Raw genomic sequence first — 17684 nt, forward strand, 5'->3', positions numbered from 1 at the left:
TCAACCGGCAATCTCCGAGAGCCGGGCGAGCAATGCCGCCCGGTCTAAAACGAAATTCTCTTCCACCCACTGGTTTTCCAAGGTCGACAGGATTTCACCGACCTTCGGGCCGGCCTGCATACCTGTGGCCATAACATCTGCGCCATTCAGCGGAAACTGCGGCTTCTTCCAGATGCGTGCATGATCCAGAAGCTTCGAAAGCCGCGCCGAACGGCTCATTTCATCAAAACTACCATTCTCTGCTTTGCCGCGGGCAACGCCGAGAGCCAGTTTCAGCCGCACGATGATGCCGTCCACGCCCTTTCTGTAGAGCAGCTTCTCGAAGGCGGCAGCGGAAATCTCATCATTGACTGGAGCGGCTTTTGCCCAGGCTCTGAAATAGGCGGCCTCTGCATTCGAAAATTTCAGGCGTGCGGCCAGTTCCTCCAGCCGCGCCGGATCGGGTGGAATAATGGAGGCAAGCCGAAGCAAGGGATCAGGTGCCCAGCCGAGCGCGCGCTCGGTCGAAACGAGCGCCGGAATAGCATCGATGCCCCATTTTTCCGTTTCCGGCAGGATTTCCGAGAGAACCGCAACCTGCCGCATCCAGAGGAGCGCCCGGCCTGGATCTTCCGCCGACAGGAGCTTTTTGAGCTCCGACCAGACCCGTTCGGGCGACAGCGTTTTCAGCTTCGAACGCGCGGCGGATGACGCCCTCAGCCCTTCCGCATCGGGCCGTCCGGATCCGTACCAGGCGAAGAAACGGAAGAAGCGCAGGATGCGCAGATAATCCTCGGCGATCCGCGTCGCTGCATTGCCGATGAAGCGGATATTGCGCTTCTCGATATCAACGAGCCCGCCGACGAGATCGATCACCTCGCCCGCAGCATTTGCGTAAAGCGCATTGATGGTAAGGTCGCGCCGTTCCGCATCCGACTGCCAGTCTGCACTGAAGGCCACCTTGGCGCGACGGCCATCCGTTTCGACATCGGTACGCAATGTCGTCACTTCGAAGGGGCGGCCATCGATGACGAGCGTCACCGTTCCATGATCAATGCCGGTCGGCACCGCCTTGATGCTTGCTGTAGCGGCCCGCTCCATGACGGCTTCCGGCAGCAGCGTGGTGGCGATATCGATATCGGCGACCGCAAGCCCCATCAGGCTGTTGCGCACCGCGCCACCGACAACACGCCCTTCCCCGCCATCGGCGTTCAGCAGCGCAAAGACACGGCTGAGCGCCGGATCCTGAAACCAGGCGTGGTCGGCGACTGAGGTCATGCATAGAGCCTTTCATAAAGCGTGCGGACGATGCCGGCGGTGATGCCCCAGATCATCCGTGTTTCATAGGGCATGCGGTAGAAATGCCGGTCGATGCCGTCGACCACGCGTTTGTCCCGCGTGTGGTTGGCCGGGTTCATGAGAAAAGAAAGCGGCACCTCGAAAACATCGTCCACTTCGGTGGGGTTAGGCTGCAGCGAAAAACCCCGCTGCACAACGCCAAGGACGGGCGTGATGCGGAAGCCGGTGGACGACAGGTAGTTCGGCAGCCGCCCGACCGTTTCGACGAAACCGCCGCCAAGGCCGATCTCCTCTTCAGTCTCGCGGATCGCCGCCATCTCGGGCGAGACATCGTCGGGATCGATGGAACCACCGGGAAAGGCGATCTGGCCGGAATGCTTGCGAAGTGTCGACGTCCGCTTGGTGAAGATCACCTTCGCCTCATCGCCATCATCGACGACGGGCACCAGCACCGCCGCGTCGCGCAGCTTGAAGGTCTCGACCAGCGCAACGATATCGGGATTGAGCACATGATCGCCATGGTCGCGCCAGGCATGATCGATGGGTGCGCCGATCTGATTGAGCGCACGGCGACGGAACTCGGCAGCCGAAAACGGGGGATAGGTTTTGCTGATCGCTTCGCTCATCGGGAGGCTGCTTCCAGTTCGTCGACAGGCATGATCGGAAAAGTCTCACCGCCGGAGCGGATGACGAACATGTCCCGGCCAGCGACCTCGGCCACCTCGCCGAGCTCGACCAATTCATACATCACAGCGCGTGAAACCAATGCTTCAAGCCGCCCCCGCACATGCAGATAGGGCTTCAGTTCACTGTCTTTCCCGTGCCCTGGCCCATGTTCTGGAAAACGCAGAGGATGATCCTTGCCGGCCTCAATGACGTCGCCAACATTGGTGCGGAAGGTCAGAACCTTCTGTCCGTCCTTCTCGCTCGCGTTCATCTCGACGGCGACAAAGGGCGCATCGACGACCCTGATGCCGACCTTTTCCACAGGAGTTACGAGGTAGGTCTTGCCGTCTTCATCTTTCCTCAAAACGGTGGAAAAGAGCTGGACCAGCGGCTGCCGGCCGATCGGCGTGCCCATGTAGAACCACGTGCCATCCGCCCGGATTTCCATGTCGATATCGCCGCAAAAGGGCGGATTCCATTTCTCGACAGGCGGCAAACCGCGCTTTTTGCCGGATTTCGCCTCGGAGGCGCGCGAAATCAGCGCGGCAAGCCCCGCTGCATCCGCCGTATGCCTCATTTCCTCGGCTGCCATTCTTCCGTCCCGGTTTGCTTTTAACAAAATAAAGTCACGAGATAGTCATTTGAAACAAACTTGTCAGCCCGCAACATCTTCATAACTGTATCGGGTATGAGGCACGCCTATTAAAGTCAGACGATTCGCAGCCGAATGATTCAGCCGTTGGAGACGCCCGTGGGTATGATCAAGACCGAAGCCAGCCTCGATGAACAGGCGATTGTCGCCGCCGCAGAAAGAGCGCTTTCCGATATCGCCGCCATTCGCACGGAAGTTTCCAAGGTCATCTTCGGTCAGGAAAGCGTAGTCGAAAACACGCTTCTCGCCGTTCTCTCCGGTGGTCATGCGCTTCTCGTCGGTGTTCCCGGCCTTGCCAAGACGAGACTCGTGACGACGCTCGGCGAAGTTCTCGGCCTTGCCGCCAACCGCATCCAGTTCACACCCGACCTCATGCCCTCGGATATTCTCGGCTCCGAAGTCATGGATCAGGACGAGAGCGGCCGCCGATCCTTTCGTTTCGTCAAGGGTCCGGTCTTCGCCCAGCTTCTGATGGCCGACGAAATCAACCGCGCCTCCCCGCGAACCCAGTCGGCACTGCTGCAGGCGATGCAGGAATATCATATCACGATTGCCGGCCAGCGTTATGACCTGCCGTCGCCCTTCCACGTTCTGGCGACACAGAACCCGCTGGAACAGGAAGGCACCTATCCGCTTCCCGAAGCCCAGCTCGACCGCTTCCTGCTGCAGGTCGACGTCCACTATCCCGAGCTTGCTGCCGAACGCCAGATCCTGCTGGAAACCACGGGCCTGACCGAAGCCAAGCCCGAACCGGTTATCAATGCCGCGCGTCTCGCGGAAATCCAGACGCTCGTGCGCCAGATGCCGGTCAGCGACACCGTCGTCGACGCAATCCTTTCGCTGGTTCGCTCCGCCCGTCCGGGCCAGGGCAATGCGTCCACCGACAAGCACGTCGCCTGGGGTCCCGGCCCGCGCGCCGGCCAGGCAATGATGCTCTGCGCCCGCGCCCGCGCACTCTACGAAGGTCGCCTGGCGCCCTCGCTCGACGATATCTACGCACTCGCCGAGCCTGTTCTGGAGCACCGCATGGCGCTGACCTTCGCCGCCCGTGCCGAGGGCATGTCGGTGCGCGACGTCATCGCCGGACTGGTCAAGCAGGCAAAGGGATAAGGAAGCACAGCGCGTGGCATCCATCGGACAGATCGTCAACCCGACGTCAGGCAATGATGCCCTTTCCCGCGCAAGGCAGCGGGCTGCCCTCGTGCCGGATTGCCTTGTTGAAGCCAAGCGCATCGCCAACACCGTGATTGCCGGCTGGCATGGCCGCCGCAAACGCGGCATCGGTGAGAATTTCTGGCAGTTCCGCCCCTATAGCGAAGGCGAAAGCCTGTCGCGCATCGACTGGCGCCGCTCCGCCCGTGACGATCACACCTATGTGCGCGACCGCGAATGGGAAGCCGCTCACACGATCTGGCTCTGGGCCGACATGTCGCCCTCGATGATGTACAAGTCGACCTATGGCAGCGTGTCCAAGGAGAGCCGGGCGCTGGTCATCATGCTGGCGCTCGCCGAAATCCTCGCCCGCTCCGGCGAACGCATCGGCTGCCCCGGCGTGATGGAACCGATCTCCGCCCGCAATGCAGCCGAAAGGCTCGCAGCCGCCCTTATGCACACGCCGTTGACCGGCGGCCTGCCCGAAACCGTGATGGTGCGCGGCTGGAGCGATCTCATCCTCATAGGTGATTTCCTCGATGACGCGCCGGCTATCATGGCCCGTCTTGGGCCCCTCGCCCGCCGCGGCCTGCGTGGCCATGTGGTCGAGATCGCCGATCCGGCCGAGGAGATCTTCCCCTATAACGGCCGCACCGAGTTCACCGATCCGGAGACCGGCGAAAGGCTGACATCGGGCCGCGCCGAGAGCCTGCGCGAAGACTATCGCAACGCCTATCTGGCTCGACGCGAAAATCTCGGGCAATCGCTGCGCCACCTCGGCTGGACCTTCGTCAGCCACCGCACCGATCACTTGGCGTCCGAAGCGCTGGTCGCCGTCCATATGTATCTTTCCGGCATGCCGGCAAAGGCAACGCATGGAGGACAGCTTTGAGCGCGCTCCCCTTTGCCTTCGCCTATCCCGCCCTCCTGGGCGCGCTGATTGCCCTTCCCGTCATCTGGTGGCTGCTGCGGCTGACCCCGCCACGCCCGCAGGCGGAAGTCTTCCCGCCGCTGAAAATCCTGGCGACTGTGCTGAAACGCGAGGAAACGCCGGCGCAAAGCCCCTGGTGGCTGACGCTGCTGCGCATGTTGCTCGCAGCCGCCATCATCTTCGCGATCGCCGATCCGGTCTTCAATCCGCGCACGGGCTCGCTCGCGTCCGGTGGTCCGCTCGTACTCTTCGTCGACAACAGCTGGGCTTCGGCAACCGACTGGGAGCGCCGCGTCCAGACAGCTGACGCGCTGATCGGCGATGCCGAGTCTGCGGGCGCTGTCGTCTCCATCGCTTTCACTGCCGACCCGACTAACGACGCGACACCCGGCACGGCCTCGGCCGCCCGCGAAAAACTGCGCGCTGCCGAGCCGAAGCCGCTCGTGCCGGATCGCCAGCGGGCTTTCGAGGCTCTGCGCGCCGCACTGAACGGCACGCATCCCGGCACGCTGGCCTTCCTCACAGACGGTGCGGCAAGCAGCGATAACGACGCCACCGTCCGTCAGCTCTCCGACCTTCAGCCCGCCGAACTGCGCGTGATCGAAGGCGATACGGCTCAGACGGTAGCAATCTCCGGCGCCACCAATACGGCCGACGCGATGACGGTGAAGGTGACACGCCTCAGCTCAGGCGGAGCGGCCTCCGTCGCTCTCAACGCACAGGACGCGCAGGGTCGCGTGATCGCCACCGGCAGGGCCGATTTTGCGCCCGGCCAGACTGCCGTCAATGCCGGCATTTCGGCCCCCTTCGAGATGCGCAACGATTTCGCCCGTGTCAGCATCAACACCGGCGCCACCGCAGGCGCTATGCATCTGCTTGACGACGCCTTCAAGCGTCGCCGGGTCGTGCTTCTCTCAGGCGAAAGCGGCGATGAATTCCAACCGCTGCTGTCGCCGCTCTATTACATCCAGAGAGCGCTGGAGCCATATGCGGATCTGGTGCGGCCGACCGACGCCAATCTTTCGGTCGCCATTCCGAAGCTGCTTGCGAACAATCCCTCCGTCATCATTATGGCCGATATCGGCCGCCTGCCGGAGGATACCTACGCGCCGCTGCAGCGCTGGATATCGAATGGCGGCATGCTGCTGCGCTTTGCCGGCCCGCGCCTTGCTGCGGCACCGGCCGAGGATCCGCTGATCCCGGTCACCCTGCGCCAGGGCGAACGCGCGCTTGGCGGCAGCCTGTCCTGGAGCGAACCGCAGGCACTCGCGGATTTCCCAGGCTTCAGCCCCTTTGCCGGCATCGCACGGCCGACCGACGTGACCGTTAACCGCCAGGTGCTGGCAGAGCCGACGCCCGATCTTGCCGAGCGCACCTGGGCAAGCCTAACCGACGGCACGCCGCTCGTGACCATGAACAAGATGAATGCCGGTCAGATCGTGCTCTTCCATGTGAGTGCCGAGGCAACCTGGTCGAACCTGCCGATCTCGGGTACTTTTGTTGAAATGTTGCGACACCTCATCCAGATCTCACGGTCCGGCGGCGTGACCTCGGAATCGACGGGCAGCGCGCGTGTTGCCGAGACCTTGCCGCCGTTCCGCATGCTGACAGCCAAGGGCACGCTGGTCGCGGAGACCGGCAATGCGCGTCCGCTGATCCCGAATGCCAAAGCCGCACCCATTGCCAATTTCGACAACCCGCCCGGCCTCTACGGCTCCGAGGATGGTTTTGCGGCACTGAACGTGCTGCCCGACGATGCAGATCTGAAACCGCTCGACATGGATGGCGTCAATATCGTGCGCGCCGGCCTCGTCGGCGGGGAAAGCTGGTCGGCCAAGCCTCTGCTCTTCTTCATCGCCTTCCTGCTGCTGCTCGCCGACAGCCTGATCGTGCTCTTCATGAACGGGGCCTTCTCCCGTATGCGTCCCCGCGCTCGCACTGCCGCGACGATCGCCATTGCGCTTGTGGCCGGCCTGATGCTGCGGCCAGACATCATGCATGCCAACGATACCCAGCCGGGCGACGATGTCATCATGCAGCGGCTCGACAATACCCATCTCGCCTATGTCGTCACCGGCGAGCAGGATGTGGACAATATTTCCGACCAGGGGCTGGATGGGCTGACGAAATTCTTGACCTACCGCACCACGCTCGAGCCGGCTCCGCCCGTTGGCATCGACCTGGATAAGGACGAGCTTGCCTTCTACCCGATCATCTACTGGCCGATTTCCGCGACCGCGCCGATGCCATCCAACGCCGCCATCAGCCGTATCGACGCCTACATGCGAAACGGCGGCACCGTGCTTTTCGACACGCGCGACCAGATCGACTCGCTCGAAGGCGGCAGCGACACGACCGCCAACGGCCAGCGCCTGCAGCAGATCCTTGCCAATCTGGATATTCCGCCGCTGGAGCCCGTCCCACACGATCACGTGCTGACCAAGTCCTTCTATCTGCTGTCGAGCTTTCCCGGCCGATACACTGGCAGCCCGCTCTGGATCGAAGCGCGGCAGGGCGGACAGAACAACAGCAACAAGCCGGCCGCTGCCGCAGACGGCGTCTCACCGATCCTGATCACCGCAAATGATTTTGCCGGCGCATGGGCCGTTGATGACAATGACACGCCGCTGCTGCCCACCGTGCCGCCGGATGATACACAGCGCGAATACGCCTTCCGCGCCGGCGTCAACATCATGATGTACATGCTGACCGGCAACTACAAGACAGACCAGGTCCACGTGCCCGACCTGCTTGAACGTCTGGGGCAGTGACATGACGCTCGATTATTCGCCCTTCCTGCCCTGGCCCCTTCTGGCGGTATTGACCGCCATCGTACTGCTGATCGCCGCTTTTGCGATCTGGCGCGGCATTCGCGGCGCTTGGATCCGCACGCTTGCGGCACTTGCCCTGCTTGCAGCACTTGCCAATCCGGTGCTGTTGCAGGAAGACCGCGACCCGCTTTCAACCATCGTGCCCGTCATCGTCGACCGCAGCCAGAGCCAGCAGACGGCCGATCGCGTGACGATGACGGATGATGCGCTTGCGTCGCTGAAGACGCAGCTCGCCCGCTTTCCGCAGATCGAGCCCCGTTTCGTCGACGTGAATGAGGATCGCAACTCCGACATGCCCTCCACGCGCCTCTTCGAGGCGCTGTCGGCTTCGATCGCCGATGTACCGCCCTCGCGCGTCGGCGGTGCGATCATGCTGACGGATGGCGAGGTACATGACGTGCCTGGCGTCAATCAGGCGCTCGGCTTCGACGCGCCGATCCATGGCCTGATTACCGGCAAGCCGAACGAATTTGATCGCCGCATCGAAGTCATCAAGGCACCTCGCTTCGGCATCGTCAACGAGGAGCAGCAGCTTGTGCTACGTGTCTTTGACGATGGCCCGAGCCCCGGCGGCGTGGCAACTGTGACGGTGCGTCTAAATGGCGACGAGATTGCCACACTACAGGCGACGCCCGGCCAGGATACGCCCTTCTCCTTCAGGGTGACGCGCGGCGGCGCGAATGTCCTGGAATTTTCCGTGGCCGGCATCCCCGGCGAAGTGACGGACGCCAATAACCGCGCGGTCCATATCATCGACGGCATCCGTCAGAACTTGCGCGTTCTCCTCGTCTCCGGCGAGCCGCATGCGGGTGAGCGCGCCTGGCGCAATCTCTTGAAATCGGATGCCTCCGTCGACCTCGTGCATTTCACTATTCTGCGACCGCCGGAAAAACAGGACGGCACGCCGATCAACGAGCTGTCGCTGATCGCTTTCCCGACCCGCGAACTCTTTGTCGACAAGATCAAGGATTTCGACCTGATCATCTTCGACCGCTATCAGGATCGCGCCAATGTGCTGCCGATGCTCTATTATGACAATATCGCCCAATATGTGGAGAATGGCGGCGCGTTGCTGATTGCTGCCGGCCCGGAACATGCGAGCCCGGAATCAATTGCCATGACGCCGCTCGCTTCCGTGCTGCCGGCAGAGCCCACCGGACGGATGATCGAACGGGCCTTCTATCCCCGTCTTTCCGAACAGGGCCGCAAGCATCCCGTCACCCGCGGGCTTGATGGTTCTGCCGACGAGCCTCCGCATTGGGGTCGCTGGTTCCGCAGCGTCGATGTCGACAGACCGCAGGGCCAGACCGTCATGGTCGGCGCCGACAATCATCCTCTGCTCGTTCTGAACCGTGCCGGCCAGGGCCGTGTTGCCATGCTGCTCTCCGACCAGGGCTGGCTCTGGGCGCGCGGCTTCGAGGGCGGTGGACCGCATGTTTCTCTCTACCGCCGCATCGCCCACTGGCTGATGAAGGAACCGGCACTGGAGGAAGAGGCACTGACGGCGCGCACCTCCGGCCGCACACTTGAGATCACTCGCCAGACGATCGGCGATGCGCCGGGCGACGCAATCGTGCGCTACCCCTCCGGCAAAACTGAAAACCTGCCGCTGACGCAGACCGAGCCCGGCCTCTACAAGGCCGAAAAGCGCATGGACGAGATCGGCCTCTTCGAAATCCGCAACGGCGATCTGACGACGCTCGCCCATGTCGGCGCCGTCGATGCACCTGAATTCAAGGCAATGATCTCGACGACTGCAGCGCTAAAGCCGATCACCGACAAGAGCCGCGGCCTCGTGACCCGTGTCGTCAACAATGTCGGTGCCATCAATGTCCCGCCGATCTTGCCGGTGCGCGGCCAGGTGCGCGTGACTGACAATGACCGCATGCAGATCCGTATGACCAACGAGACCGTGCTGAAGGGCATCAATACCCTGCCGCTCTTTGCCGGTTTTGCGGGTGTTGGAATTCTGCTTCTGGCCTTCGGCGCCATGTGGTGGCGCGAGGGGCGCTAGCCATGCCGGAATTCGAGCTCACCGCCTGCCCTTCTCCGGAAGAGCTTGCAGTCATCACCGATGGCCTGACGGCCTTCAATACCGAGGATGTCGGCCCGTCCGAACGCCAGCCGCTCGCCGTTCTGATCCGTGACACCGATGGAAAAATCTCGGGCGGCCTGTCCGGTTACACGGCCTGGGACTGGCTCTTCGTGCAGATGCTCTACATTCCCGACACGCTACGCGGCAGCGGCCTGGCCGGCAAGATTCTCGCCAGGGCGGAAGAGGAAGCCGCCGCTCGCGGTTGCCGCGGCGCCTGGATCGATACCTTCAACCCGCATGCGCTCAGCGCCTACCAGCGCCAGGGCTACGAGGTTTTCGGTGAACTACCGGATTTTCCGGAGGGTCGGACGCGGACGTTTCTGAAGAAGTTGCTCTGACGAGAGCAATTCCAGCCAAGTGCACAGCGGTTTTGCGTCCGGAATTGCGTAAAAACAAAGAGATAGAGTGTTTCCGTGTTTCGAAGAAGAACGGAAATGCTCTATCGCCGCCACGCAATCGTGCCCTTCAGCCGCGCATGCGTGTCTTCGGCAATCGGGACGACCAGCACACGGCCCGGATCGACTGGCCCCGGAAAAGTCAGCGCACCGTAGGCGACCTTCTCGAAGCCGAGCGGACCGTAATAGGGCGGATCGCCCACAAGGATGACGGCTTCCGAACCCTTGCGCTTGGCAGCCTCGACCGCGATGCGCACCAATTCCCGGCCGATACCCTTGCTCTTGTGCGAGGGCCGCACAGCGAGCGGCCCCAGAAGATGGCCCTTTACAGTTCCCGCCAGAACCGGCGTCATCCGCACCGAAGCGATCGTCTCGCCGTCATCGGCGCAGACGAAGGAGAGCGACAGGTCATGCGGCCCCTGCTCGCGGATGCGGGCAGCAGCGCGCGTGTGCCGACCGGGGCCGAATGCTTCTTCGTTGATGAGTTCGATAGCGGCGTCGTGAGACGCATCCTCGGTGAGGTAGACGAGATCGTGCTTGTACATGAGCATGGAAACAGAGACCGTATGGACGCAGATATGGGTTCGCGAACACGCCGTAGGCGTTCGGGAGCATCAGCGTCGTCGCAGGCCTCTGAGAATAGACATCAAGCAGAATTCCAGAAATTTGTGAGGAAGGCGGATAGCAGGAAAAATTTCCGGCGTCCATTGCAAAAATTCGGCCTAGAACAAGGCGACTGAGACGCAGTGTTCAATCTTTGCCCGCCTGCAAAAGGCCGCGTGCTGCGATATCTGTACCGTAACAATCAATTTTCGAGGTAAACAACATGGGCATGCTTGTGGACGGCGTCTGGCATGACGTCTGGTACGACACGAAGGAAACGAAGGGCCATTTCAAGCGTCAGCCCTCGCAGTTCCGTAACTGGATCACGGCCGATGGAGAAGCCGGCCCCAGTGGCAAAGGCGGCTTCAAGGCCGAGGCCGGCCGCTATCACCTTTATGTCTCCCTCGCCTGCCCATGGGCGCACCGCACACTGATCTTCCGCAAACTAAAGAAGCTCGAAGACCTGATTTCCGTTTCGGTCGTCGATCCGTTGATGGTGGAAAACGGCTGGGAGTTCAAGGTCGGCAATGGCGCTACCGGCGACCAGCTCTTCGGCTCGAAGGCTCTCTGGGAAGTTTATGTGAAGGCCGATCCGCATTATTCCGGCCGCGTCACCGTGCCGGTGCTCTGGGACATCAAGAATGGGACGGTCGTCAACAACGAGTCGGCTGAAATCATCCGCATGTTCAACAGCGCCTTCAATCACCTGACTGGATCGACGGCGGATTATTATCCGGAAGACCTGCGGGCGGATATCGATGCGTTGAACGACATCGTCTACGACACCGTCAACAACGGCGTCTACAAGGCGGGCTTTGCGACCACGCAGGCCGCCTACGAAGAGAATGTCGTCAAACTCTTCGAAACACTTGATAAGCTCGATGAGCGCCTCGGCAAGGGACGTTATCTTTTCGGCGACCGCCAGACCGAAGCCGACTGGCGCCTCTTCACGACGCTGGTGCGTTTCGACCCGGTTTATGTTGGCCACTTCAAGTGCAACATCCGCCGCATCGAGGACTACCGGAACCTGCGAACCTACCTGCGCGACCTCTATCAGACGCCTGACGTGGCAGACACGGTCAATCTGCGCCACATCAAGGAGCACTATTACCGCAGTCACAAGACGATCAATCCGACCGGCATCGTGCCATCAGGCCCAGCCCTCGATCTCGACCGGCCGCATGGCCGCGACAAGTTCGCAGCCGCAGCCTGAGCCTCACCAGTAATGCGCCGGCTCCGCCTCGCCGCGGAGCTCGGCAAGCCTTCGCAGCGTCGCTTCGGTCGTCTCCTCGGGCAGATCGTCGATCTCGAAGAAGCCGCTCTCGGCAATTTCCCAGTCCGGCGGCCGCGGCGCTGTCTGTTCCACGGTGGCGCGGTAGAAGACCAGATGATCGCGCCGGGTGATGTTGGTGTTGAAATAGACGTGGAAAAGCTGCGGCTTGCCGACAATCCTGAGGTTACCTTCCTCCCGCAATTCCTTGATGAGCGCCTCTTCCGCCGTCTCGTTTCGCTCCAGCCCGCCGCCTGGCATATGCCATCCGCCCGTATAGCCGTGACGAACGAGAAACAGGCGTCCCTGCTCGTCGAAACAGGCTGCACGCACCCCCATCGTCATGCCGCGCGCGACGGAAAAATAGACGTGCAGCAATCGCACCAACACTTTCATGTGAAGGGGCCATGTTTGTTTGTCTGCCATGGGTTCTTTCATACTCTCATCGCGGGGATGTGTTTGAATTGTAAATAAGCTGGTCTATGTGTCGTTGCATGTTCAAGCTCGCGCATATCTCCGACGTCCATCTCGGACCTCTGCCCCGCCTTTCCATTCACGAACTTTTCTCAAAACGTATTACGGGCTTTGTGAACTGGCACCGCAACCGGCGCAAGCATCTTTTCGGCAGCACGCTCGATCTGCTGCTGGACGATATCCGCTCCCACGAGGCCGACCATCTGGCCGTGACCGGCGACCTCGTCAACCTCGCAAGCGGCATCGAGATCAGGAGCGCGGCAGCTTGGCTGCGCGAACTCGGCGATCCCGCCGCAACATCGGTCGTCCCTGGTAACCACGATGCCTATGTTCCGGGCGCCTACGAGAAGTCGATGCGCGCCTGGTATGATTATGTGCGCGGCGACCTTGCCCCGCCGGAATGGGAGGCAGACCGGCACATCTTTCCCTACCTTCGCGTCCGCGACAAGGTCGCAATCGTCGGCTGCTCGACTGCTGTTGCGACTCCGCCATTCGCGGCCTCCGGCTTCTTCGGCGCGCGCCAGGCGCGAGATACGGTCAACATGCTGCGCGCTGCCGGTGAAGCCGGTCTGTTCCGTGTCGTCATGATCCACCATCCGCCGATCCGCGGCGCGACCTCCTTCTACAAGCGCATGATCGGCATCCGCCGTTTCGCGGCCGTCGTTTCCACCGGCGGCGCAGAGCTCGTGCTGCACGGCCATACCCATCTCAACACGCTTTACTGGCTGCGCGGGCAGACAGGCCCGGTGCCTGTCGTCGGCATAGCTTCGGCCTCGCAGGGACCGGGCGGCATCAAGCCCCGCGCCGCCTATAATCTCTTCTCCATTTCCGGCTCCCCGGGCGCCTGGGAGGTGAAGGGCGAGCGCTTCAGCATAAACGATACGGCCGACGGCATGATGCCGGAAAGTGCAGATATTTTCGCACTTTAAAGACGATTGCGGAATCGGCTCCGGCAGCTGTTGAATCAACCTGTGAAGATCGGTCGCCAATGTCGCAACATAGGCAATAAAGGCCGCCGGGGCTCTTGGTATTTTTAAGCGTCGGCGTACAATTCAACAACCGCAGCGCTTCAAAACGGAGTACGCCCGATGACTGCTTCTCTTCATCGCCTGTGCAGACTTTCGCTTGTTTCCGTCTTTGCTATCGGTCTTGCCACATCCGCCTTTGCGGTCGGTGGCGGGAACGATGATACCTCACCGCCGCAGAAGACCCAAACGACCAAGACCTGCACCAAGGGCAAGGTCTGGGATGCCAAGAAGAAGGAATGCGTCGATCCGAAGAAGCAGAGCTTCAACGATGACGAACTCTTCACGTTTGCCCGCGAATTCGCCTATGCCGGCCAGTACGAGAACGCTATCACGGTGCTGAACCTCGCGCAGAACCAGAACGATCCGCGCATCCTGAACTATCTTGGCTACGCCAACCGCAAGGCCGGCCGCATGGAGCTCGGCATGTCCTACTACAGGAAGGCGCTGCAGCAGGACGAGAATTACATCCTCGCCCGCTCCTACATGGGCATGGCGCTTGCCGAACAGGGCGACCTCCAGGGCGCCCGCGTGCAGCTCGTGGAGATCCGTGATCGAGGCGGCGAAAATACCTGGGCCTATCGCGCTCTTCTCCAGAGCCTGAACGGCTACAGGACATATTGAGGCAAGCTCTGCGGGCTATGGTACGAACTCCCTTGGAAAGGGATGGATGAATTCACCCCCGCGCTTGCGAAATACAGGCGACTTGTTTCATAAAGCCGCCTGCATGGCAGGGGTAGATACGACGGCTTCACGCCCGCCGGGCAAGGCCCGTACGCGAAGCCGGCCCGAATGCAAAGCCAGTTGAATGCCGGCCGATGTGAATGCTTCTTGGAAAGACAATGCGCCAACCCGCCACCACCACCGATATCCGGCGTGATCTCGTCGGCCTCCTGCCCCGCCTCCGCCGCTTTGCCATCACGCTCGCGGGAGAGACGGCTGCGGCCGATGAACTGGTCCAGGCGGTCTGTCTGCGCGCAATTTCCAAAGGGCATCAGTGGAACGGCGAAGGCCGGCTGGAAAGCTGGATCTATACGCTGGCCCGCCAGCAATGGGCGGAAGACAGCCGCAAGCGCAAGCCGCGACCGACTGCACGGGGTAATGTGACTGACATCCGCGACGCCATTCGCGATCGCGCAACGCTCGTCGATACCGATGCCCTGCACCGTATGCTGGCGGAGATGCCTGAGGGCGTGGCCAGCATCTTCGTGCTGATCGACGTGGAAGGGCACAGCTATCAGCAGGCAGCCGAAATCATGGGCATCACAATCGGCAGCATTGCGGGTCAGCTTGCGACGGCACGACTCCATTTCGCCGCATTGTCCGGTCATAATCCGCCCGTCCACAGGTACTGACTGATTTGCTCGATTTCAAAAAACAGCCGCTTGAAGCCCAGCTTGCCGCCCTCCTCGACGGCGAAACCACACCGGAACAAAAGCTGGACCTGGAAAACCGGCTCGCAATCGACGAAAACGCCCGCAAGATCTACGACAAGCTACGCCACGGCGTCGATTTCGGCCGCCGTAAACTGGACGACATGCTGAAGGAACCGGTCCCGTTGTCGCTTGTCCGCTCCATCAAAAGCACGCAACCGCCGAAGACGCCGATCGCGCAACGCAATGCCCGCTTTCAGCTCAAGCTCGCGCCCAGCGGTCGCCAGGCGCTTGCCGTAGCTCTCATTCTTTTCGTCGTCGGCGGTAGCATCGGTTATTTCATCGGCAATGCCCCGGATACGGATGACGCCACAAGAGTTGCGGCGCCCCAGATCAATACGAATGACTGGTTGGGCGACGTCACCGCCTTCCAGCGGCTTCTCGTGCGCCAGCCGCGCCACCTCGTCGAAGTGCCGGCCTCGCAGTCCGAGGAAATCTCATCCTGGCTGACGACCGCAATCGGCGTACCGTTCCGTGTGCCGGATCTCTCGGCCGGATCCTGGACCTTCCAGGGCGCACGCGTGATCCTCGGCGACAGCCGCCCCGTCGGCCAGCTCGTCTATTCCAACACCGATGGCGACATCATCTCGATCTGCTTCCGCAAGGATGCACAGCCGCCGGAAACGGAAGACTTCAAGGAAACGATCCGCGACGAGATCGGCCTCGTGACCTGGCACAATGCCGGCACCTCCTATGTGCTGGCCGGCCCCTCCGCCGAAGCCACGCTCGGCCAGCTTGCCATGGAAATCGCTGCCGAAATCTGAATCTGACGAGATACGCAAGCGCAAGGCGAGCTCAATGAGCGGGCCGATTGCATCGTCAGGCCGCGTCACCCCGAGGCAGTCGCGGCCTGATCAGAATGCTCAGGCCTTGCCGGCCTTCACGTCGAGGACGCGGTTAGCCGCGGACACGATTGCTTCGAGCGATGCGGCGACGATATTGGTGTTGATACCTGCGCCGAAGAGCTTGCCGCCCGGATAGGACGTCTCGACATAGGAGATGGCGGCGGCATTCGAGCCGTGCTGCAGCGAATGTTCCGAATAATCCTCGACCGACATCTCGATGCCGAGATAGTGCGATAACGCATTGATGAAGCCATCGATCGGGCCGTTACCACGGCCTTCGATACGCTTGATCTCGCCATTGTCGGTGATCTCGGCCGCGACGATCCGCTGTCCCTTGTGCTCTGTATCGGGATAGGTGTGGTGGTCGACGAACTTCAGACGCCCACCCGGCTGCGTCACGTAGCGCTCGATGAAGCGGTCGTGGATGCGCTTGGAGGGAAGCTCCTTGCCTTCTTCGTCGGTGATGCGCTGGATGTCTTCGCGGAATTCGACCTGCAGGTTGCGCGGCAGGTTGAGCCCGTAATCCTGCTGCAGGATATAAGCGATGCCGCCCTTTCCGGACTGCGAATTGATGCGGATGATCGCCTCGTAGGAGCGGCCGACGTCACGCGGGTCGATCGGCAGATAAGGCACTTCCCAGACAGGATGGTTGGCGACCTGAGCAGCCTTCATGCCCTTGTTGATCGCATCCTGATGCGAGCCGGAAAAGGCCGTGTAGACCAGTTCGCCGACATAGGGATGACGCTCGGCGATCGCCATCTGGTTCGAATATTCGAACACTTCCTTGATGCGCTCGATATCAGAGCAATCGATTTCCGGATCGACGCCCTGCGTGAACATGTTGAGCGCCATGGTGACGACATCGACATTGCCGGTGCGCTCGCCATTGCCGAAGAGCGTGCCTTCGACGCGGTCAGCGCCTGCCAGCAATGCCAGCTCGGCAGCAGCAATGCCGGTGCCGCGGTCATTATGCGGATGCAGCGAGATGATCAGGTTTTCTCTGTTATCGAGATTGCGGCACATCCATTCGATCTGGTCGGCATAGACGTTCGGCGTTGCCATTTCGACGGTCGAGGGCAGATTGATGATGAGCTTGTTGTCAGGCGTCGGCTTCACCACGTCGATGACGGCGTTGCAGATTTCCAACGCCACGTCGAGCTCGGTGCCGGTAAAGCTTTCGGGCGAATATTCGAAACGATAACCACCGCCAGCCTTGGCTGCCATGTCGGTGATCATCCTAGCGGCATCGACGGCAATCTGCTTGATGCCTTGCACATCCTTGGCGAACACCACGCGGCGCTGCAATTCGCTGGTGGAATTATAGAAGTGCACGATCGGCCGGTTTGCGCCTTGAAGCGCGTCGAAGGTGCGCGTGATCAGCTCAGGCCGGCACTGCACCAGCACCTGCAGCGACACATCGTCGGGTACATTGCCCTCTTCGATGCACCAGCGGGCAAAATCGAAATCGGTCTGCGAGGCCGATGGGAAACCGATCTCGATTTCCTTGAAACCCATTTCGAGCAGCAACTGGAACATGCGGGCCTTCCGGTCATGTCCCATCGGATCGACGAGCGCCTGATTGCCGTCGCGCAGGTCGACGGAGCACCAGATCGGCGCCTTGGTGATGGTCTTGGTCGGCCAGGTGCGGTCGGGAATGTTTACCTGCGGATAAGCCCGGTATTTCACGGCGGCGTCGGGCATGCCCTTGGTGGAAGCAGCGCTTGCGGAGGATCGGCTGGTGTTCGTGTCCATTGTCTTGTCTCCTCGTCCCGGCATTTGCCCGCGTCTTAGCCGATCATATCTGGCTTGGCGACTGCAAATGCGGACCTTTGATCGGTCGTTTGGTCAATTTTGAGAGTGAGTCGCGAGGAGCGATGGCCGGGCGGGCTTTCGGCCGCCGGGCGCTCCTCAAAGGACCCGGCAACCGCGCGTAAGGCCGAGGAGAAGAAGCGAGGTCAGGGCGCGCGTATTGTCACGCAATGCCGTGCGGCTGCGTGCAATCGTCTCGGAAATCCGTGCGCTTGTGCTCTTCAT

At 61.5% G+C, this 17684-nt stretch carries 15 protein-coding genes and 1 pseudogene; 10 read left to right on the top strand and 6 right to left on the bottom strand.

Translation table 11 applies throughout. The features are described 5' to 3' along the window. The 3 genes from KQ933_RS13680 to KQ933_RS13690 are packed head-to-tail and all read right to left on the bottom strand — an operon-like array spanning nucleotide 1 to nucleotide 2536. On the bottom strand, nucleotides 1-1257 hold the full coding sequence (locus KQ933_RS13680; protein ID WP_216755385.1) for a CCA tRNA nucleotidyltransferase: 1257 nt from the start codon (nucleotides 1255-1257) through the stop codon (nucleotides 1-3). After that, the gene (locus KQ933_RS13685) at nucleotides 1254-1904 is read right to left on the bottom strand and encodes a CoA pyrophosphatase (protein WP_216755386.1); all 651 of its coding nucleotides are present in this window, start codon (nucleotides 1902-1904) and stop codon (nucleotides 1254-1256) included. Before KQ933_RS13685 ends, KQ933_RS13680 begins: the two co-directional genes overlap by 4 nt. Beyond that, nucleotides 1901-2536 (bottom strand): DUF1285 domain-containing protein, encoded by a 636-nt coding sequence (locus KQ933_RS13690; protein ID WP_216755387.1) that lies wholly within the window; start codon nucleotides 2534-2536, stop codon nucleotides 1901-1903. Before KQ933_RS13690 ends, KQ933_RS13685 begins: the two co-directional genes overlap by 4 nt. Before the next feature lie 159 nt (nucleotides 2537-2695). On the opposite strand from KQ933_RS13690, the gene KQ933_RS13695 reads away from it, so the two are divergent. Genes KQ933_RS13695 through KQ933_RS13715 form a run of 5 tightly spaced genes read left to right on the top strand, consistent with a single transcriptional unit; the run spans nucleotide 2696 to nucleotide 9943 of the window. Continuing rightward, nucleotides 2696-3706: a MoxR family ATPase gene (locus tag KQ933_RS13695; protein ID WP_216755388.1), complete on the top strand. Its 1011-nt coding sequence runs from the start codon at nucleotides 2696-2698 to the stop codon at nucleotides 3704-3706. Nucleotides 3707-3719: 13 nt separating this feature from the next. Beyond that, nucleotides 3720-4640, top strand: a complete 921-nt coding sequence (locus tag KQ933_RS13700) for a DUF58 domain-containing protein (protein WP_216755389.1) — start codon at nucleotides 3720-3722, stop codon at nucleotides 4638-4640. Further along, complete coding sequence (locus tag KQ933_RS13705) at nucleotides 4637-7450, top strand: DUF4159 domain-containing protein (RefSeq protein ID WP_216755390.1); 2814 nt, start codon at nucleotides 4637-4639, stop codon at nucleotides 7448-7450. The genes KQ933_RS13700 and KQ933_RS13705 overlap by 4 nt, the downstream gene beginning before the upstream one ends. Before the next feature lies 1 nt (nucleotide 7451). Beyond that, a complete protein-coding gene (locus KQ933_RS13710) occupies nucleotides 7452-9524 on the top strand; it encodes a hypothetical protein (RefSeq protein WP_216755391.1) in 2073 nt (690 codons plus the stop codon). 2 nt (nucleotides 9525-9526) lie between these two features. Beyond that, the gene (locus KQ933_RS13715; protein ID WP_216755392.1) at nucleotides 9527-9943 is read left to right on the top strand and encodes an N-acetyltransferase; all 417 of its coding nucleotides are present in this window, start codon (nucleotides 9527-9529) and stop codon (nucleotides 9941-9943) included. Between the two features lie 101 nt (nucleotides 9944-10044). Here the strand turns inward: KQ933_RS13715 and KQ933_RS13720 are convergent. Then, nucleotides 10045-10615: pseudogene (locus KQ933_RS13720) on the bottom strand (GNAT family N-acetyltransferase). 211 nt (nucleotides 10616-10826) lie between these two features. Here KQ933_RS13720 and KQ933_RS13725 point away from each other — a divergent pair. Next, complete coding sequence (locus KQ933_RS13725) at nucleotides 10827-11816, top strand: glutathione S-transferase family protein (RefSeq protein WP_216755394.1); 990 nt, start codon at nucleotides 10827-10829, stop codon at nucleotides 11814-11816. 3 nt (nucleotides 11817-11819) lie between these two features. Here the strand turns inward: KQ933_RS13725 and KQ933_RS13730 are convergent, their stop codons facing one another. Continuing rightward, nucleotides 11820-12299, bottom strand: a complete 480-nt coding sequence (locus tag KQ933_RS13730; RefSeq protein WP_216755395.1) for an NUDIX domain-containing protein — start codon at nucleotides 12297-12299, stop codon at nucleotides 11820-11822. Nucleotides 12300-12367: 68 nt separating this feature from the next. Between KQ933_RS13730 and KQ933_RS13735 the strand changes: the two genes are divergently transcribed. The 4 genes from KQ933_RS13735 to KQ933_RS13750 all read left to right on the top strand — a co-directional run bounded on the left by KQ933_RS13735 (nucleotide 12368) and on the right by KQ933_RS13750 (nucleotide 15569). Then, complete coding sequence (locus KQ933_RS13735) at nucleotides 12368-13276, top strand: metallophosphoesterase (RefSeq protein ID WP_216755396.1); 909 nt, start codon at nucleotides 12368-12370, stop codon at nucleotides 13274-13276. Nucleotides 13277-13435: 159 nt separating this feature from the next. Beyond that, a complete protein-coding gene (locus KQ933_RS13740; protein WP_216755397.1) occupies nucleotides 13436-13996 on the top strand; it encodes a hypothetical protein in 561 nt (186 codons plus the stop codon). A 218-nt stretch (nucleotides 13997-14214) separates the two neighbouring features. Next, nucleotides 14215-14727 carry an RNA polymerase sigma factor gene (locus tag KQ933_RS13745; protein ID WP_216755398.1) on the top strand — a complete coding sequence of 171 codons (513 nt, stop codon included), beginning with the start codon at nucleotides 14215-14217 and terminating at the stop codon, nucleotides 14725-14727. 5 nt (nucleotides 14728-14732) lie between these two features. Further along, nucleotides 14733-15569: an anti-sigma factor gene (locus tag KQ933_RS13750; RefSeq protein WP_216755399.1), complete on the top strand. Its 837-nt coding sequence runs from the start codon at nucleotides 14733-14735 to the stop codon at nucleotides 15567-15569. Between the two features lie 99 nt (nucleotides 15570-15668). On the opposite strand, the gene leuA is transcribed toward KQ933_RS13750, so the two are convergent. Further along, nucleotides 15669-17402: a 2-isopropylmalate synthase gene (leuA, locus tag KQ933_RS13755; RefSeq protein ID WP_253958239.1), complete on the bottom strand. Its 1734-nt coding sequence runs from the start codon at nucleotides 17400-17402 to the stop codon at nucleotides 15669-15671. Between the last annotated feature and the right edge of the window lie 282 nt (nucleotides 17403-17684).

It is taken from the genome of Rhizobium sp. WYJ-E13, assembly GCF_018987265.1.
GTDB lineage: Bacteria > Pseudomonadota > Alphaproteobacteria > Rhizobiales > Rhizobiaceae > Rhizobium.